Annotated in this window: 15 protein-coding genes and 2 pseudogenes; 5 read left to right on the forward strand and 12 right to left on the reverse strand. The window is 69.6% G+C overall.

The annotated features are described in order from the left end of the window. Nucleotides 1-747, forward strand: a pseudogene (locus tag IPV10_RS16025) (hypothetical protein); the annotation flags it as partial. Nucleotides 748-754: 7 nt separating this feature from the next. On the opposite strand, the gene IPV10_RS16030 reads toward IPV10_RS16025, so the two are convergent. From IPV10_RS16030 to IPV10_RS16060, 7 genes are all read right to left on the reverse strand, one after another. Beyond that, nucleotides 755-1,066: a hypothetical protein gene (locus IPV10_RS16030; RefSeq protein ID WP_026936351.1), complete on the reverse strand. Its 312-nt coding sequence runs from the start codon at nucleotides 1,064-1,066 to the stop codon at nucleotides 755-757. 10 nt (nucleotides 1,067-1,076) lie between these two features. Further along, entirely contained in the window at nucleotides 1,077-1,601 is a 525-nt protein-coding gene (locus tag IPV10_RS16035; RefSeq protein ID WP_026936350.1) for a signal peptidase II, read from the reverse strand. Next, nucleotides 1,598-2,206: a cadmium resistance transporter gene (locus IPV10_RS16040; protein ID WP_026936349.1), complete on the reverse strand. Its 609-nt coding sequence runs from the start codon at nucleotides 2,204-2,206 to the stop codon at nucleotides 1,598-1,600. Before IPV10_RS16040 ends, IPV10_RS16035 begins: the two co-directional genes overlap by 4 nt. After that, on the reverse strand, nucleotides 2,206-4,122 hold the full coding sequence (locus IPV10_RS16045) for a cation-translocating P-type ATPase (protein WP_028707591.1): 1,917 nt from the start codon (nucleotides 4,120-4,122) through the stop codon (nucleotides 2,206-2,208). Before IPV10_RS16045 ends, IPV10_RS16040 begins: the two co-directional genes overlap by 1 nt. Continuing rightward, a complete protein-coding gene (locus tag IPV10_RS16050) occupies nucleotides 4,119-4,478 on the reverse strand; it encodes a helix-turn-helix transcriptional regulator (RefSeq protein ID WP_026936347.1) in 360 nt (119 codons plus the stop codon). The genes IPV10_RS16045 and IPV10_RS16050 overlap by 4 nt, the downstream gene beginning before the upstream one ends. A 393-nt stretch (nucleotides 4,479-4,871) precedes the next feature. Continuing rightward, entirely contained in the window at nucleotides 4,872-5,252 is a 381-nt protein-coding gene (locus IPV10_RS16055; protein WP_207485552.1) for a dihydrolipoamide dehydrogenase, read from the reverse strand. A gap of 40 nt (nucleotides 5,253-5,292) precedes the next feature. Further along, the gene (locus IPV10_RS16060; RefSeq protein WP_207485554.1) at nucleotides 5,293-5,655 is read right to left on the reverse strand and encodes a VOC family protein; all 363 of its coding nucleotides are present in this window, start codon (nucleotides 5,653-5,655) and stop codon (nucleotides 5,293-5,295) included. Nucleotides 5,656-5,745: 90 nt separating this feature from the next. On the opposite strand from IPV10_RS16060, the gene IPV10_RS16065 reads away from it, so the two are divergent. Next, on the forward strand, nucleotides 5,746-6,333 hold the full coding sequence (locus tag IPV10_RS16065) for an NADPH-dependent FMN reductase (RefSeq protein ID WP_207485566.1): 588 nt from the start codon (nucleotides 5,746-5,748) through the stop codon (nucleotides 6,331-6,333). 10 nt (nucleotides 6,334-6,343) lie between these two features. Then, the gene (locus IPV10_RS16070) at nucleotides 6,344-6,997 is read left to right on the forward strand and encodes a UdgX family uracil-DNA binding protein (RefSeq protein ID WP_207485556.1); all 654 of its coding nucleotides are present in this window, start codon (nucleotides 6,344-6,346) and stop codon (nucleotides 6,995-6,997) included. Between the two features lie 25 nt (nucleotides 6,998-7,022). On the opposite strand, the gene IPV10_RS16075 is transcribed toward IPV10_RS16070, so the two are convergent. Continuing rightward, a complete protein-coding gene (locus tag IPV10_RS16075; protein WP_207485558.1) occupies nucleotides 7,023-7,886 on the reverse strand; it encodes a DUF72 domain-containing protein in 864 nt (287 codons plus the stop codon). Between the two features lie 91 nt (nucleotides 7,887-7,977). Between IPV10_RS16075 and IPV10_RS16080 the strand changes: the two genes are divergently transcribed. Then, a complete protein-coding gene (locus tag IPV10_RS16080; RefSeq protein ID WP_207485559.1) occupies nucleotides 7,978-8,181 on the forward strand; it encodes a hypothetical protein in 204 nt (67 codons plus the stop codon). A 1-nt stretch (nucleotide 8,182) separates the two neighbouring features. Here IPV10_RS16080 and IPV10_RS16085 read toward each other — a convergent pair whose 3' ends face one another. Together IPV10_RS16085 and IPV10_RS16090 are read right to left on the reverse strand one after the other, a co-directional pair. Continuing rightward, nucleotides 8,183-9,307, reverse strand: coding sequence for a Vms1/Ankzf1 family peptidyl-tRNA hydrolase (locus IPV10_RS16085; protein ID WP_207485561.1), 1,125 nt, complete (start codon nucleotides 9,305-9,307; stop codon nucleotides 8,183-8,185). Beyond that, nucleotides 9,304-9,549, reverse strand: a complete 246-nt coding sequence (locus tag IPV10_RS16090) for a hypothetical protein (protein ID WP_207485563.1) — start codon at nucleotides 9,547-9,549, stop codon at nucleotides 9,304-9,306. The genes IPV10_RS16085 and IPV10_RS16090 overlap by 4 nt, the downstream gene beginning before the upstream one ends. 430 nt (nucleotides 9,550-9,979) lie before the next feature. Here IPV10_RS16090 and IPV10_RS16095 point away from each other — a divergent pair, with 430 nt between their 5' ends. After that, entirely contained in the window at nucleotides 9,980-10,363 is a 384-nt protein-coding gene (locus IPV10_RS16095; RefSeq protein WP_207485564.1) for a hypothetical protein, read from the forward strand. 42 nt (nucleotides 10,364-10,405) lie between these two features. On the opposite strand, the gene IPV10_RS16100 is transcribed toward IPV10_RS16095, so the two are convergent. Continuing rightward, entirely contained in the window at nucleotides 10,406-13,870 is a 3,465-nt protein-coding gene (locus tag IPV10_RS16100; RefSeq protein WP_207485565.1) for an error-prone DNA polymerase, read from the reverse strand. Continuing rightward, a pseudogene (locus IPV10_RS16105) lies at nucleotides 13,870-14,661 on the reverse strand (DNA polymerase Y family protein); the annotation flags it as partial. The gene IPV10_RS16100 and the pseudogene IPV10_RS16105, both read right to left, overlap by 1 nt.

The raw sequence follows: 14,661 nt of genomic DNA on the forward strand, positions 1-14,661 counted from the left end.
AGTCCAGCCGCTGGCTTCCAAAGGCAACGGGCCGCGCTGAAGTACTGCGCCGCGCTTCTTCGAGAGATTCGGTCACAGCAAGAGACGCTGGCAACCTATCCGCAGCGCCGGCTCGACGCATATCTGACTGATTCACCGAGCCAGCGTGACGCGCTGGCACCATTCACTCGCTGGCTACGACGGCACCGGATGAGCACCCTCCGAGTCGAGTTCCGAGCCCATCGCCTCGAAGGGCGAAGCTACGCCTCCGACCACCGATGGCAGATGGCTCGCAAGTTCCTGTCGGATGCCGGCATGGACCCGAAGACCCGGGCAGCCGGGCTCCTCGTACTGCTCTACGGCATCCAGCTGACCCGCATCGTCACGATCACCCGGACACAGATCGATACGAGCTCGCGGCCCGTCACGCTGACCGTCGGGGCCGAGCCGATCGGGCTCCCCGAGATCCTTGGCGACGCCATCAGCGATCTCGCCGACGCCGCGAAGCACCATCCTGAAGGATGGCTGTTCCCCGGCCGGAACCCAGGCAATCACCTCACCCCGGGCCCGCTGAGCCGTCGTCTTCGCGCCGAAGGCCTGCTCGCGGGAAGCGCACGCACCACAGCGCTCATCGAGCTCACCCGGCAAATGCATCCCCTGATCGTCTCGGATCTCCTCGGCATCACGACCTCGTCCGCCGCCGCATGGTCGCGTCTCGCCGGCGGTGACTGGTCCGACTATCCGGCACTCCGTTCCGACCACGCCTGAACGAGCATCAGACGTCAGCGCCCGGGCCGGAAATCGCTTCGCGCAACTGCTCGACGGTCGGCGACCCGGCGATCCCAGCTGGCGTGCGGAACATCCGGCAGGCGAGCCCGACGTGGGTACGCTCGTCGGCGAACGGGTCGATGCCGTCGACGAGCACGGTTGGGGAGCCGTGGAACCCGAGGCGCACGGCGTCCTCGGGGGTCTCGACCAGCTGACGTATGACCCTGACATCGGATCGGTCGTTGACTACTTCAGCGAGCCGCTGGTCGAGCACCTCCCAGTTGGGGCAGCCGTTGAAATACTGCAGGATGATCTCCATGATGGTCCTCTCAGTTCTCGTTGCCGCGGATCATCAGAAGCGCTCCGGCGATCGCGGCGGTGACGATCACGACGTCGGCGACGTTCCCGATGAACCAGTTCCCGTAGGCGAGGAAGTCCACGACGTGCCCCTGGGCGAACCCTGGAGCACGGAAAAGCCTGTCGCCGGCGTGGGAGGCGGCGGCCCCGCCAAGCGCGCCGATCACGATCGCCCACCCGGGGTGTCGGACACGGAACGCGAACACGATCGCGGTGACGGTGGCCGCGACGGCCACCAGCGCGAACACCCAGGTGGAACCCTCACCGAAGGAGAACGCCGCGCCGGGGTTGTAAGCGAGTTGCAGGCCCAGCAGGTCGCCGATCAGCGGGAGGCGCTCACTTACTGTGAGCGTGGCCTCCGCCCATGCCTTCGTCCCCTGATCGATCAGGAGGACGAGCCCGCCGAGCGCGAGTGCCCCCGCCGTGAGCCGCCAACGCCCCCTCTGCTGCCGCTCTCCCGACGTCAGCTCAGCATCGGCAGCCGCGTCCGGGGTCATGCGAGGACCTCGACGAGGCGGACGATGACGCCGGAATCGATCAGGATGAACAGGCCCAGGCCGATGAACACGACGGGTACGAGCCAGTGCTCGACGCGTTCAAGCGTTTCGGTGACGGCCTTGTGGGTTCCGATCAGGCGTCCAGCAGCGCACCAGACGGCGACGAGGACGAGGAACACCGCGATCATGACGACGACGTCGCCGGGCGAACTGGTGCGGAAGATCGGCGTGTAGAGGGAGATGTTGTCGGCCCCGTTGGCGATCGTGATCCCGGCGACGCCCCACAGCCCGACCGCGGTGATCTTCTCGTCGTCGTCATCGTCGTCACCGTTGCGTCGCAGGCCCCGCACGAGGGTCCAGATGCCGATGCCGAGCGGGATCAGGCCGAGGAAGCCCACCCATTCGTCGGGGACGATGGTCAGGCCGAGCGCGGCGATCACGCTGATCACGACGAGGGTGATGAACCCGAGGTACTGGCCTGCGACGATCTGCCACGGTCGCGGCTTCCCTCGGCTGGAGGCCAGGAACAGCACGGTCAGCACGACGATGTCATCGATGTTGGTCGCAGCAAACAAGCCGATCGCTGAGCCGATGGTCGCAAGCATCAGCTCTCCAGCCGTGGGGTACGCGTGCGGGCGGCGCGGAGTCCGTTGAGGATCACGACGACCTCGGCGATCTCGTGGACCAGCACCACAGCGGCGAGTCCGAGGACGCCGAACAGCGCGAGCGGCAGCAGCGCGGTGATGATCAGCAGCGACAGGACGATGTTCTGGTTGATGATGCGGCGTCCGCGGCGGGCGTGGTCGAACGCGCGCGGGATGAGGCGGAGGTCGTGGCCGGTGAACGCGACGTCGGCGGACTCGATCGCCGCGTCCGAGCCGGTCGCGCCCATCGCGATGCCGATGTCCGCGGCGGCCAGAGCGGGGGCGTCGTTGATGCCGTCGCCGATCATTGCAACCGACCCCGCCTTTGACAGCTCCCCGATCGCGGTCGCTTTGTCTTCGGGACGCAGTTCCGCGCGCACGTCGCTGATACCGGCCTGCGCTGCCAGCGCCCGTGCCGTGCGGGCGTTGTCGCCGGTGAGCATCGTCACCCCGACGCCCTGCGCCGCGAGAGTCCGCACCACTTCGGGGACCTCGGGACGCAGCTCGTCGCGGACGCCGATCGCGGCGACAGGGGCCCCGTCGCGGTGCACGATCACAACGGTCATGCCCTGCTCCTCCAGGCCCGCGACCTGGTCGCCGAGCACCCCGGCGTCGAGCCAGCGGGGGCTGCCGACGGTGATCCGAGTCCCGTCGATCTTGCCCTCGATGCCGTGCCCGGCCTGCTCGGTCACGCCCTCCGCAGCCTGGGCTCCGGGGGCTGCGGCGGTGATCGCCGCGGCCAGCGGGTGCGTGCTGTGCTGCTCCAGCGCAGCCGCCCAGGCCAGCGCCTGGGCGTCGGTCACGCCGTCCGCGGCGAGGACCGCGGTGACGGCGGGCTCGTTGCGGGTGAGGGTGCCGGTCTTGTCGACGGCGACGTGGCGGACCGTGCCGAAGCGCTCGAACACCGCGCCGGACTTGATGATCACGCCGAACTTGCTCGCCGCGCCGATCGCCGCGACCACCGTCAGCGGCACCGAGATCGCCAGCGCGCACGGGGAGGCGGCGACGAGGACGACGAGGGCTCGGGTGATCCACAGCTCCGGGTCCCCGAACAGCGAGCCGACCAGGGCGACCAGGGCCGCGAGGACCAGCACGCCCGGGACCAGCGGGCGCGCGATCCGGTCCGCGAGGCGCGCTCGCTCGCCCTTCTCCGCCTGCGCCTGCTCCACCAGCTCCACGATGGTCGTGAGCGAGTTGTCGGTGCCCGCCGCCGTCGTCTCGACCTCCAGCGCACCGGCGCTGTTGATCGCGCCGGCCGACACGGCGTCGCCGGGCTCGACCTCGACCGGGATCGACTCGCCCGTGATCGCCGAGGTGTCCAGGCTGGAGCGCCCCGCACGGACGACTCCGTCGGTCGCGATCCGCTCGCCGGGACGAACCACCATGACCTGCCCGACCGCGAGGTCCTTCGCCGCAATCTCCACCGAAGCGCCGTCGCGGCGCACGGTCGCGGTGTCGGGGACCAGCTTCAGCAGCGCTCGCAGCCCGCCGCGGGCGCGGTCCATCGCCTTGTCCTCCAGCGCCTCTGCGATCGAGTAGAGGAACGCCAGCGCCGCAGCCTCTTCGACGTAGCCGAGGACGACTGCGCCGACCGCGCTGATCGTCATCAGCAGCCCGATGCCCAGCTTGCCCTTGAACAGCTTCCGGATCGCGCCCGGCGTGAACGTCGACGCGCCCAGCAGCAAGCCGACCCAGAACAGCACCAGTGCCGGGATCTCCATGCCGGACCACTCAAGGATCAGACCAGCGAGGAACGCGACACCGGAGAAGACCGGCACCATGATCCCGCGGTCCCTCCACCAGGGCCGCTCCTTCTCCTCGCTCTCATCGACTGCCGTGGTCGTCGGCTCGTGCTCGCAGCCGCATGCCGCGCTCACGCGTCTGCTCCCGCTCCGCAGCAACCCGGAACGGTGCACGACGAGTCCACGCACGGAGCGTGCTCGTCGACAGCCAGAGTCACATCCACCAGCGCGATGAGAGCGGCCGCGAGGTGCGGATCAGCGATCTCATACCTAGTCTGGCGACCCTCCGGCTCAGCGACCACGATGCCGCAGTCGCGCAGGCAGGTGAGGTGGTTCGACACGTTCGAGCGAGTCAGCTCCAGCTCACGCGAGAGCACCGCCGGGTAGCTCGGTCCCTCGAGCAGGGTCATCAGGATCCGGGAACGCGTCGGATCCGCCATGGCCCGGCCGAGCCGGTTCATGACGTCGAGTCGAGAAGCAATAGTCAGCATGCACTGAACTATACAGCACAGACTGATCAATCGCCGGATGCATCAGCCTCCGCCACAAGGCGAAACAGCAGTCGACATCTGATGAATACGCGACTCAGCAACAATCGGTGCTACCAGTACGTGCCAGCTCCTTGTGGAGCGCTCAAGCCCAAAATCCATGTACCCGCAAATGTACCCGCAAGCTCCGGGCTTTTGCCGGTTTTGACGGGATCTGACGGGTTGTGGGATCTCCCGACTTGCCTACTCCCGCAAGGGATCTACGGCTATCAAGCGTGACGGAGGGAGAACCCTTCTTCGACTCAAGGGGTCGCAGGTTCAAATCCTGTCAGCCCGACCGAAAACGCACGAGGCTCGATCCGAAATGGATCGGGCCTCGTGCGTTTCTGACGTCATCTACGGCGAGACGAGGAACGTCGCATACTCCCGGCATCCGTCCGGAATGTATGCATCGTCGGCCTCGCCGAGACCGCCACCGAGCGCTATCCGGTCGCCGTCGCGATACTCGTCGCCCTTCCAGGTGAGGGTGCCGTCGTCCCAACTCGCATCCGACTCGGGAAAGACCGGCGTCACAGCATCCCCGTCGGCCGGCTCGACCGTGACGCACCCGTCCGTCACCCGTAACGTGCCCTCGAACAGAGCATCCATCCCGTGATCGGGGTCCGGATACACCGCGAGCGGCTGCGAAGGCGAGGGTGCCGCCGCCGGCGCGGAACAGGCGATTGCAGACATGCCGACCAGCCCCACCAGAACCGCAGACCACGCATGCCGTCTCATGGCGTGATGGTAACCCCTCAACCATGAGGGGACGTGAATGCTAGCGCAGCTCCACCAGCCCCACGGTGTTGCCCTCGCTGTCGGTGACGAACGCCTGCCACTCCTCAGCTCCCGCAGGGCCGAGCGAATCGTCGATGTGAGTGAAGATCACGTGGGGCTCGCCGACGATCACGGTTCCGCTCGCCCGAAGACGCTCGATCACCGCGTGGACGTCGGTCACCTTGAGATAGAGCAATGAGCTCGGCGCGCCCGTCTCGAGAAGCAGCCGCACGCCGTCGAGATCGAAGAACACGAGCCCCGGCGGGTCGAATCGTCCCGTGGGCGGGGAGCCGATGAGCTCCGTGTAGAAGGCGGCGGCACGGTCGAGATCGACGGCCCGCTGGGCGACCTGGACGAGTTTCATATACACCTCCTGTGCGGATGATCATAGGGGTGACGGGATCCTGCCGCGCGGTGATAGACCGGAGGCGAGCCCTCGACCCACAAGGAGCAGATCATGACGCATCGCATCGGCTATCTCATCGGCAGCCTCTCGCAGGATTCGATCAACCGCGTCCTGTCCAAGGCGCTCGTGCGCCTGGCGCCGCCCAGTCTCGAGCTGTCCGAGATCTCGATCCGCGATCTCCCGCTGTACAACCGTGACGACGAGATGGACCCTGTGCCGGCGGTCACCGAGTTCAAGCGCGCCGTCGAGAAGTCCGAAGGACTGCTGCTCATCTCACCCGAGTACAACCGCTCGATCCCGGCACCGCTGAAGAACGCGATCGACTGGGGCTCGCGCCCGTGGGGTCACAACTCCTTCGCCCGCAAGCCCACCGGCATCATCGGCGCATCGCCGGGAGCGATCGGCACCGCCGTGATGCAGTCGTCGATGCGAAGCGTCCTCAGCTTCCTGAACGCCCCGCAGCTCAATGCGCCGGAGGCGTATATCTCGTTCAAGCCAGAGGTCTTCGGAGCTGACGGCGAGGTGAAGGATGCCGACACCGAGAAGTTCCTCGAGCACTATATGAGCGAGTACGCGGCCTTCATCGAGCGCGTGCTCTCGCTCACGGCACCCGGGCACGTCGGAGACACCGCGTAGTCCGCGGGCCATGTCGACCGAGAACCCGGTCGAGCGGCCGGGAGCACAGGAATGGGTGCCGGAGCACGGCGGCGTCGACGATCTGCGGCACGCGGCCGAGGCGTGCCGCGGCTGCGAGCTCTGGAAGGACGCGACGCAGGTGGTCTTCTCGACGGGATCCGCCGGCGTCGACCTGATGCTCGTCGGCGAGCAGCCGGGCGACCGTGAGGATCGTACGGGGGAGCCGTTCGTCGGACCGGCCGGGCGGATGCTCGACGACGCACTCGACGCGGCCGAGATCGACCGCGGCGCGGTGTATCTCACGAACGCCGTGAAGCACTTCCGATTCGAGCTGCGCGGCAAGCGCCGCATCCACGAGAAGCCGGCCACGGGTCAGCTCGTCGCCTGCCGCCCGTGGCTGGAGGCGGAGATCGCGGCGGTGCGCCCGCAGGTGATCGTGGCGATGGGAGCCACGGCGGCCCGCTCCGTTCTCGGGCGACCCGTGAAGATCGGCGAGGTCCGCGGCGCAGAGATCACCGCCGAGGAATGGCCCGACATCCGCTCGCTCGTCACGGTGCACCCGTCGAGCCTGCTGCGACTGCGCGAGGATGCCGACAGGGAGGCCGCCTTCCGCGCTTTCGTCGCCGACCTCCGAGCGGCCGCGGAACTCGTCGACCGCCGCTGAGCAGGCGGCGCCGGCCGGCAGCAGATCACCCCCGCGCGGCATCCACGAGCGCCTCGAGCGCCTCCGCGTCGTGCGGAGCATGGCCCCGCGCATCGTTGTCGAAGTACACGTACACGTCGCGCGGCCTGCCGTCGCCGGCACCGGTGCCGTCCCCCCAGGCGGCGACGAGCTCGGCCCAGACCTCGAGCTCCTCCGACGTATAGGCGCTGTGATACAGCATCCGTGCTCCGTGCAGGCGCACGTAGGCGAAGTCCGCAGTGAGAGCGTCGAACCGCGGCCACCGGCCTGCGGTGTCGGCGGCCACGAGCGCGACGCCGTGCCGCTGCAGCAGGCGAAGGCTCTCCGGGTCGGCGAAGCTCCGCGAGCGCGGCTCGATCGCGTGCCGCAGCGGCACATCCGCCTCGATCTCGAGCCATGACCTGCCCTCGAGCCGATCGTCGTACCGTAGTGCCAGCTCGCGCGCCTCGCCGGTCGACCGCGGGAGAGCTCCGAGAAACTCGGCGAGGAGATCACGGTCGAACCTCTGCCGCTCCGGCAGCTGCCACAGGATCGGGCCGAGCTGCCTGCCGAGCGCGAGCACGCCCGACGCGAAGAAGTTCGCGAGCGCCTGCTCTGCTCCCCGCAGCCTCAGCATGTGCGTGATGTAGCGCGACCCCTTCACGGCGAAGACGAAGCCGTCGGAGACGCTCTCGCGCCACCGCCGATAGCTCTCCGGCCGCTGGAGGGAGTAGAACGAGCCGTTCAGTTCGACCGTCGAGAAACGCTCGCCGATGTACTCGAGCTCGCGCCGCTGAGGGAGCCCCTTCGGGTAGAAGTCGCCGCGCCAGCGCGCATACCGCCAGCCCGAGACGCCGATGCGCACCGTGCCGGGGGATGAGCTCGCAGCCACTGCCTGTCCATTCCCGATGCCGTCAAGGCCCTTGCTCGTGCGGCGCCGGCATCGCACCCTGGTGATGTTCGATCAACGGAAGGGGAGAAGCATGTCCATCGGAGACGACCCGATCGAAGACCAGAAGCCGACGGCGGATCTGCAGGAGCAGCAGCGCCCCGACTTCGATGAGCCGGACGACCCCGAATCGCCGGCCGAGGCGGAGCCGCCGTTCGACCGTGCCGAGGCCGACCCGGCCGATGTCGCCGATCAGCACGAGGAAGTGCCGCTCGACGAAGAACGACGCGAAGAATAGATCACGAGTCCTCCGCCCACCGCAGCACGGCCACCGGCTCCCGCGGAGCGCGGTCGCCGCGCTCCTCACCCTCGGCGGTCGCCTCCTCCTCGACGACCACCTCGGCGCCGGTGAGCAGCGCGGCACGCGCAAGCGCCTCCGCCTCCGGAATGCGATCCACGATCCCCGCTGACAGCGCATCCTCGTCGTCCGACGCCACCCAGGGAGCTTCGTCCAGGGCGTCCAGGGTCCTGTCCGATTCCAGCATCCGCGCGTCGAGGAGAAGACGATCGACCCTGGCCTGGCGAAGCGCCTCGACCACGGCGGCGGTCCCGCGTGCGCGCGCGCTCCCGGAGTCGGTCGCGGCATCGTCGCGGATCCGCTGCTCGTCGGTGCGCAGGTGCTCGTCGAGAGCCGCCGCGATCGCCTCATCGAGCGCTGAGCTGTCGGCGCCGGCCGCGTGGGTGTGCGCGTCGACGTCGACGACGAGGTCACGCGCCGCGTGCCCGAGCTGATCGATCAGCAGCTGACGCGCCCTGACGTCGCCTGCGACGACGACGAATCTCGGGGAATGCTGCTGCACCAGCCGGTCGACCACCTCGGCGAGCTGCTCCTGGTTGTGCTTCCAGATCTCCTCCGAGGTGCGCTGATACCGGCTTTGCGACCATCCGCCCGCCTGGACCTTGGGCAGAGCATCCGTCCGCCCCTCGACGGACCCCGTCCATTCCGGGTCCCGCCCTGCGCGCTCCAGTCGGACCTCCGCGTCCCCTCTGCCGGCCTCGACGACGAGATAGCGGATGCCGGAACCACGGTCCCGCAGAAGCGGGACGATCGGCGGGATCGCCGAGCGGCCGACGACCTCGGGGCCCAGGCGCGGGCCGGGTATCGACTCGTCGACCACGATCTCTCCGCAGTCGGCGAGGAGATACCTCGATGACGGAGCCGGCAGACCGGCGGTCCGCTCCAGTGCGGCAGCGACCGCCGCGGCATCCTCTGCCGGCGCTCCGGCCTCCACGAGCCGGCGTTCGACCGAGTCGCGCCGGCGCTCCTCGATGACCTGCGGCTCAGGACCGCGGCCGTCGACGTACGCGTACGTCCACGGGCCAGGCCGCTCGAGCAGTGCGGTCAGCTCCTCACGGCCGATCATGACTCATCCTCCGGCCGATCGGCATCCGGCCGATCCTCGTCCGCCTCCTCGGCCTCGGGGCCGTCGTGGCGGAACGCGCGCTCGACGTCGTCCTGATCCGTGTCGTCGGGCAGCGGCTCACTCTCCCGGAACGGCTCGGCGTGGGGACTCCCATGCCCCTGCACCATCCCGCGCGACTCCTGCTCCATCTGCTCGTCGAGGTTGGGGCCGTGCTTGGTGTTTCCCCTCTGGATGTCGCTCATCTCGAATCCCTTCGTCGTTCGCCGTCGCTTCGACGCTACGTCTGCGGACGAGGGTCGTGACCGGGGTTGACGGGCGGCGAGGTGGTCGCTAGTGCCGGAGAGCGCGGTGCCGGGCGCGGAGATGCACCGTGTGAGCGATGCTCAGAAGATCGGCGTCGGGCGCGCGCGGGGGTGGTTGCCCTCCCGAGTCATCCGCCCCAGACGAATCGCTCGAGAGGGCTTAACCGTCCGTCCCGGACGGTGAGGGAGGCGGCGAAGTTCTCGCTGTCTCAGCGGCTGATTCCCCCAGTCCTCAGCCAGTAGCCCCCGCTACTGAGAGCAGAATACCGCGAAAACGGCTTGTCCGCCATTTGGGGGACAAAAAAATCTGCGACCGTGTCCGTTCCGTTACGGGTGTTGCCCTTTCTGCCTCCCTCCATAGAGTGGTGACATGGACAGAAGGCTCGTGCTGAACGCGCAGCTCGCCATCGCGCAAGGGCATCGTCTCGAGGTCACGGAGCAGATCGACGCCGTCACCGGAGAGCTCGCAGTGCTCGCCGTCGTCGACCTCGACAGCGGCATCCGGTACCGCCGTGCCGAGGATCCGAGAGGCGAGACGGCGCGGTGGCTCGGGCGGGTTCTCGAGTGCACCGTCACGATCGGCGGCAGCGGCGCGCACACCACGCTCCTCGTCGACCCCGAGGATGCCGGCGGTGCAGGGGCGCGAGTCGCGCTGCACGGAGCGGACGAGGCCGCCGAGGCGGCCAAGGCGGAAGCCGACCGCTGGGGCGGCACGGACCGGGCACCGGAACCCGAGGCCGAGCGCTTCTGGTGAGAGCGCGGCTCTCGGCCATCGCCGGCTGAGAAGCCTCCACGATCAGCGGAAATCCCTGGACCGGTGCGCGAGCCCCGTCCGGAGATCCTCGAAGGCGTCGGCCAGCACGTTCACGACGCCCTCGGCCGAGCGCTCCAGGATGCCGCGGATGATCAGGGCGGGGGATTCGCGGGCCACCCGGCGGTAGCGGTTCCAGACCCCCGTCGAGCAGACGACGTTCACCAGCCCGCTCTCGTCCTCCAGGTTGATGAACGTGACCCCGGCCGCGGTCGCCGGGCGCTGGCGGTGCGTGACGAGACCGGCGACCTCGATGCGCCGGCCCACCTCGTGGTCCTGAAGCTCGAGGGCTGTGAGCACCCCGCGCTCGTGCAGCGACTGACGGAAGTGCGCCATCGGATGATCGTCGGTGGAGACGCCGGTCGCCCAGAGGTCGGCGGAGAGCTGCTCGTAGCTGGACTGGTCGGCGAACAGCGGCGGCTGCACGGCCACCGTCGTCCCCGGCAGGAACCGCGCGCGATCCTCGGCCGCGGCGCCCGCGAGCCAGATCGCCTCCCTGCGCTGAAGCCCCAGGCTCTCGAAGGCGCCGGCCGTGGCGAGCGCCTCCACCTGCGCGGTCGTGGCATCCGTCCGCCGCACCAGGTCGTGCAGGTCCCGGTAGCGGCCGTTCGCCTCGCGCTCGGCGACGATCCGCTCGGCGAGCGGCAGCCCTATGCCGCGCACGCCGCTGAGGCCGAGACGCACCGCGTACCCGCCGTCCCTCCGGTGCGCGGCGGATTCGTCGGGAAGACTCCTGTCGAAGCGCAGTGCCGGCGGCTGGGGGACGGCCAGGCAGGCGTCCCGCCCCGTCGGCCTCCTCGACGGCGCACCCGAGACCGGCTCCAGCATCTCCGTCGCCGCCGACGCGTGCAGATCGGGGCGACGAACCTCCACCCCGTGCCGCCGCGCGTCGGCGGTGAGCGTCGACGCCGAGTAGAACCCCATCGGCTGCGAGCGCAGGAGACCGGCGAGGAACGCGGCGGGGTAGTGCAGCTTCAGCCAGGAGCTGGCGTAGACGAGCAGCGCGAAGGACAGCGAGTGCGACTCGGCGAAACCGAAGTTGGAGAAGGCCTGGATCTGCGCGTAGATGCGGTCGGCCGTCTGCTGGTCGATGCCCCGGCGCTCCATACCGGCGTACAGCTGCTTCCTGACCTTCTCGATCTTCTCCTGGCCGCGCTTGGAGCCCATCGCCCGTCGCAGCAGGTCGGCCTCGTCGGCCGTGCAGTCGCCGATCGCCGTCGCCATCTGGATGAGCTGCTCCTGGAAGATCGGGATGCCGAGCGTCCGCTCCAGGATCGGCTTCAGATCGTCGTGCGGGTAGGGGATCGGGAAGTCCAGCGGCTCCTCGCCGCGTATGGCGCGCTCGCGATTCTCCTCGTCGAGAGCATCCTTCGCCATCTTGCGGCGGACGAACGGATGCACCGCCCCGCCCTGGATGGGCCCGGGCCGGATCAGGGCGATCTGGATCGCGAGGTCGTAGAAGCTGCGCGGCTGCAGCCGGGGGAGCAGCCCGATCTGCGCGCGGGATTCCACCTGGAACACTCCGATCGAGTCGGCGCGGCAGAGCATGTCGTAGACGGCCGGCTCCTCTTTGGGGAGGGTCTCCAGCTTCCATTCCTCACCGGTGGCCTCCCGCACGAGATCGAAGCAGTGCTGGAGGGCGGCGAGCATCCCGAGGCCCAGCAGATCGAACTTGACGAGTCCCATCGAGGCCGCGTCGTCCTTGTCCCACTGGATGACGGTGCGGTTCTCCATGCGCGCGTGCTCCACGGGCACCACCTCGCCCACGGGTCTCGCGGTGAGCACCATGCCGCCGGAGTGGATGCCGAGATGGCGGGGCGCCTTCAGCAGCTCACCGGCGTACTCGAGCACATTCGCGGGGATGTCGTGCCCCTCGACGGGCTCGAGGCCGGCACCCCAGCCGTCGACCTGGCGCGACCAGGCGTCCTGCTGCCCCGGTGAGAAGCCGAGCGCCCTCGCCATGTCGCGCACCGCGTTCTTCGGCCGGTACTGGATGACGTTCGCCACCTGCGCCGCTCTCGTGCGCCCGTACTGCTCGTACACCCACTGGATGATCTCCTCGCGGCGGTCGGAGTCGAAGTCCACGTCGATGTCGGGCTCCTCCGTGCGGGTGGTGGCGAGGAACCGCTCGAACGGGAGCCGGTAGAGGATGGGGTCGACCGCAGTGATCCCGAGCAGGTAGCAGACCGCGCTCGCCGCGGCGGAGCCCCGGCCCTGGCAGAGGATGCCGCGGCGCTTCGCCTCGGCGACGATGCTGTGCACGATGAGGAAGTACCCGGGGAAGTCCTTCTCCTCGATCACGTCGAGCTCCCGCCCGATCCGGTGGTGCTCCTCGGCATCCAGCCGCGGATACTTCTCCGGCACCGCCTCCCACACCAGATGCCGCAGCCAGCTCATCGGGGTGTGCCCCTCCGGGACCTCCTGCTTCGGCAGGGCGGGACGGGCGAGCTTCAGCGGGAAGGCGGATGCCGCGGCCAACTCGAGCCCGTACGGGATCGCGCCGGGATGACGGCGGAAGCGCGCCGACATCTCCGCACCGCTGCGAAGGTGCGCGCCGCCGTGCGCCGGCAGCCAGCCATCGAGATCGTCCATGCTGCGCACCGCCCGCACTGCGGCCACCGCCTCGGCGAGGCCGGCCCGATCGGGGGTGGCATAGTGCACGTTGTTCGTCGCCACCACCGGCAGCCGCATGCGTCGCGCGAGCTCGGCGAGGGCATCGTTGCGGCGGGAGTCCTGCGGGTCGCCGTGATCGTAGAGCTCGACGGCGACCCTGTCCTGCCCGAACAGGTCGACCAGGCGTCGCAGCGGGGTCGCCGCGTCCCCGGTCTCGAGCCCTCGCCGCACGCCGCCCTTCCGGCATCCGGTGAGGATCGTCCAGTGGCCGCCCGCGCTCGCCGCAAGCTCGTCGAGGTCGTACACCGGACGGCCCTTCTCGCCGCCGCGGAGCTGCGCGGTCGTGATGGCACCCGAGAGGCGATGGTATCCCTCCAGCCCGTCGGCGAGCACGAGCAGATGATCGCCGACCGGATCTGGGGTGCCGCGCTGCGGGGCGTCGAGACCGAGAGACAGCTCGGCCCCGTACACCGTCTGCACCTGCGCCTGCATCAGCTCGGCGACCTCGGCGAAGCGGGAGGCGCCGTAGAAGCCGTCGTGATCCGTGATCGCGAGCGCGGTGAGGCCGAGCCGCTCCGCCTCGGCGAGGAGCTCCTCCGGCGAGGACGCCCCGTCGAGGAACGAGTAGGAGGAGTGCGCGTGCAGCTCGGCATAGGGCACCGCGTCCGCGGGCCTCGGCACCTCGGTCAGAGGAGTGCGCGCACGGCGTCGCGACACCGGACCGGGATCCGTCCTGTCGCCGCGGGGCTCGGCCGCGGCCGGGTGCGGGGTCGCCTCCTCGCCGCTGAGGGTGCGCTCCAGCTCCTTCCAGGTGAGGGGAGGGTTGTGCCAGCCCATCAGCGGTACCGCCCCTCCGCCCACCAGCGGCCGCCAGCGCAGAAGACCAGCCAGGCCCGATCACGGTCGTCGACGATCTGCAGCCGGTGCCCGCGCTTGCCACCAGATGCCTCCCACCGGTGCTCGTGGATCGGCCAGGGCCCGGCCCAGGCCTGCACCTCGCCGCCCTCGATACGGGCGGGCTCTGCGGAGAGCGTCCCGCGTTCGTCGACGACGATCACCTCGCCTCCGGCGCCCTGCACCCCGATCGGGCGCGGCGGCAGGAACACCTCGGCGGGAAGCGGATCCGGCAGGCTCCCCGGCCATGGCCGATCCGGCGACCGAGGGGCGACCGCCCGCTCTCCCCACGGCGTGAGCACCTGCCGGTCGGCGAGCCAGCGGCCGCCGGACACCGCAGCGGTCACCACGCCCTCATGCCCGAGCATCGTCTGCACGCGGGAGACGGCGTGGTGCAGCCGCTCGTCGGTGCCTGACCCGAAGAGCCCCGGCTGGTGGTGGGCGGCATCGTCCACGGCGACCGGCACGATGCGCACCGCGGCGATGCCGCCGAAGGCCCTGGCCTCGTCGACGGGGCCCTTCGCGGACTCGGCGGCCAGCGCCTCCAGCTGCCACCGCACCCGGTCCACCAGATCCGCGGCGTCGAAGCAGGTCGGATGCAGCCAGGGCCGGGAGAACACCTTCCCGTTGTCGTCCGTCAGGTCGATGCGCACCTCGGTGCACACGACGGAGGCGTCTCCGAGCGCGAGCAGCACCGCATCCGCCGTCTGCCGCACCGCGAACGCGACCGAACG

Source organism: Microbacterium sp. SD291 (assembly GCF_017355365.1).
In the GTDB taxonomy this organism is placed as follows: Bacteria; Actinomycetota; Actinomycetes; order Actinomycetales; family Microbacteriaceae; genus Microbacterium.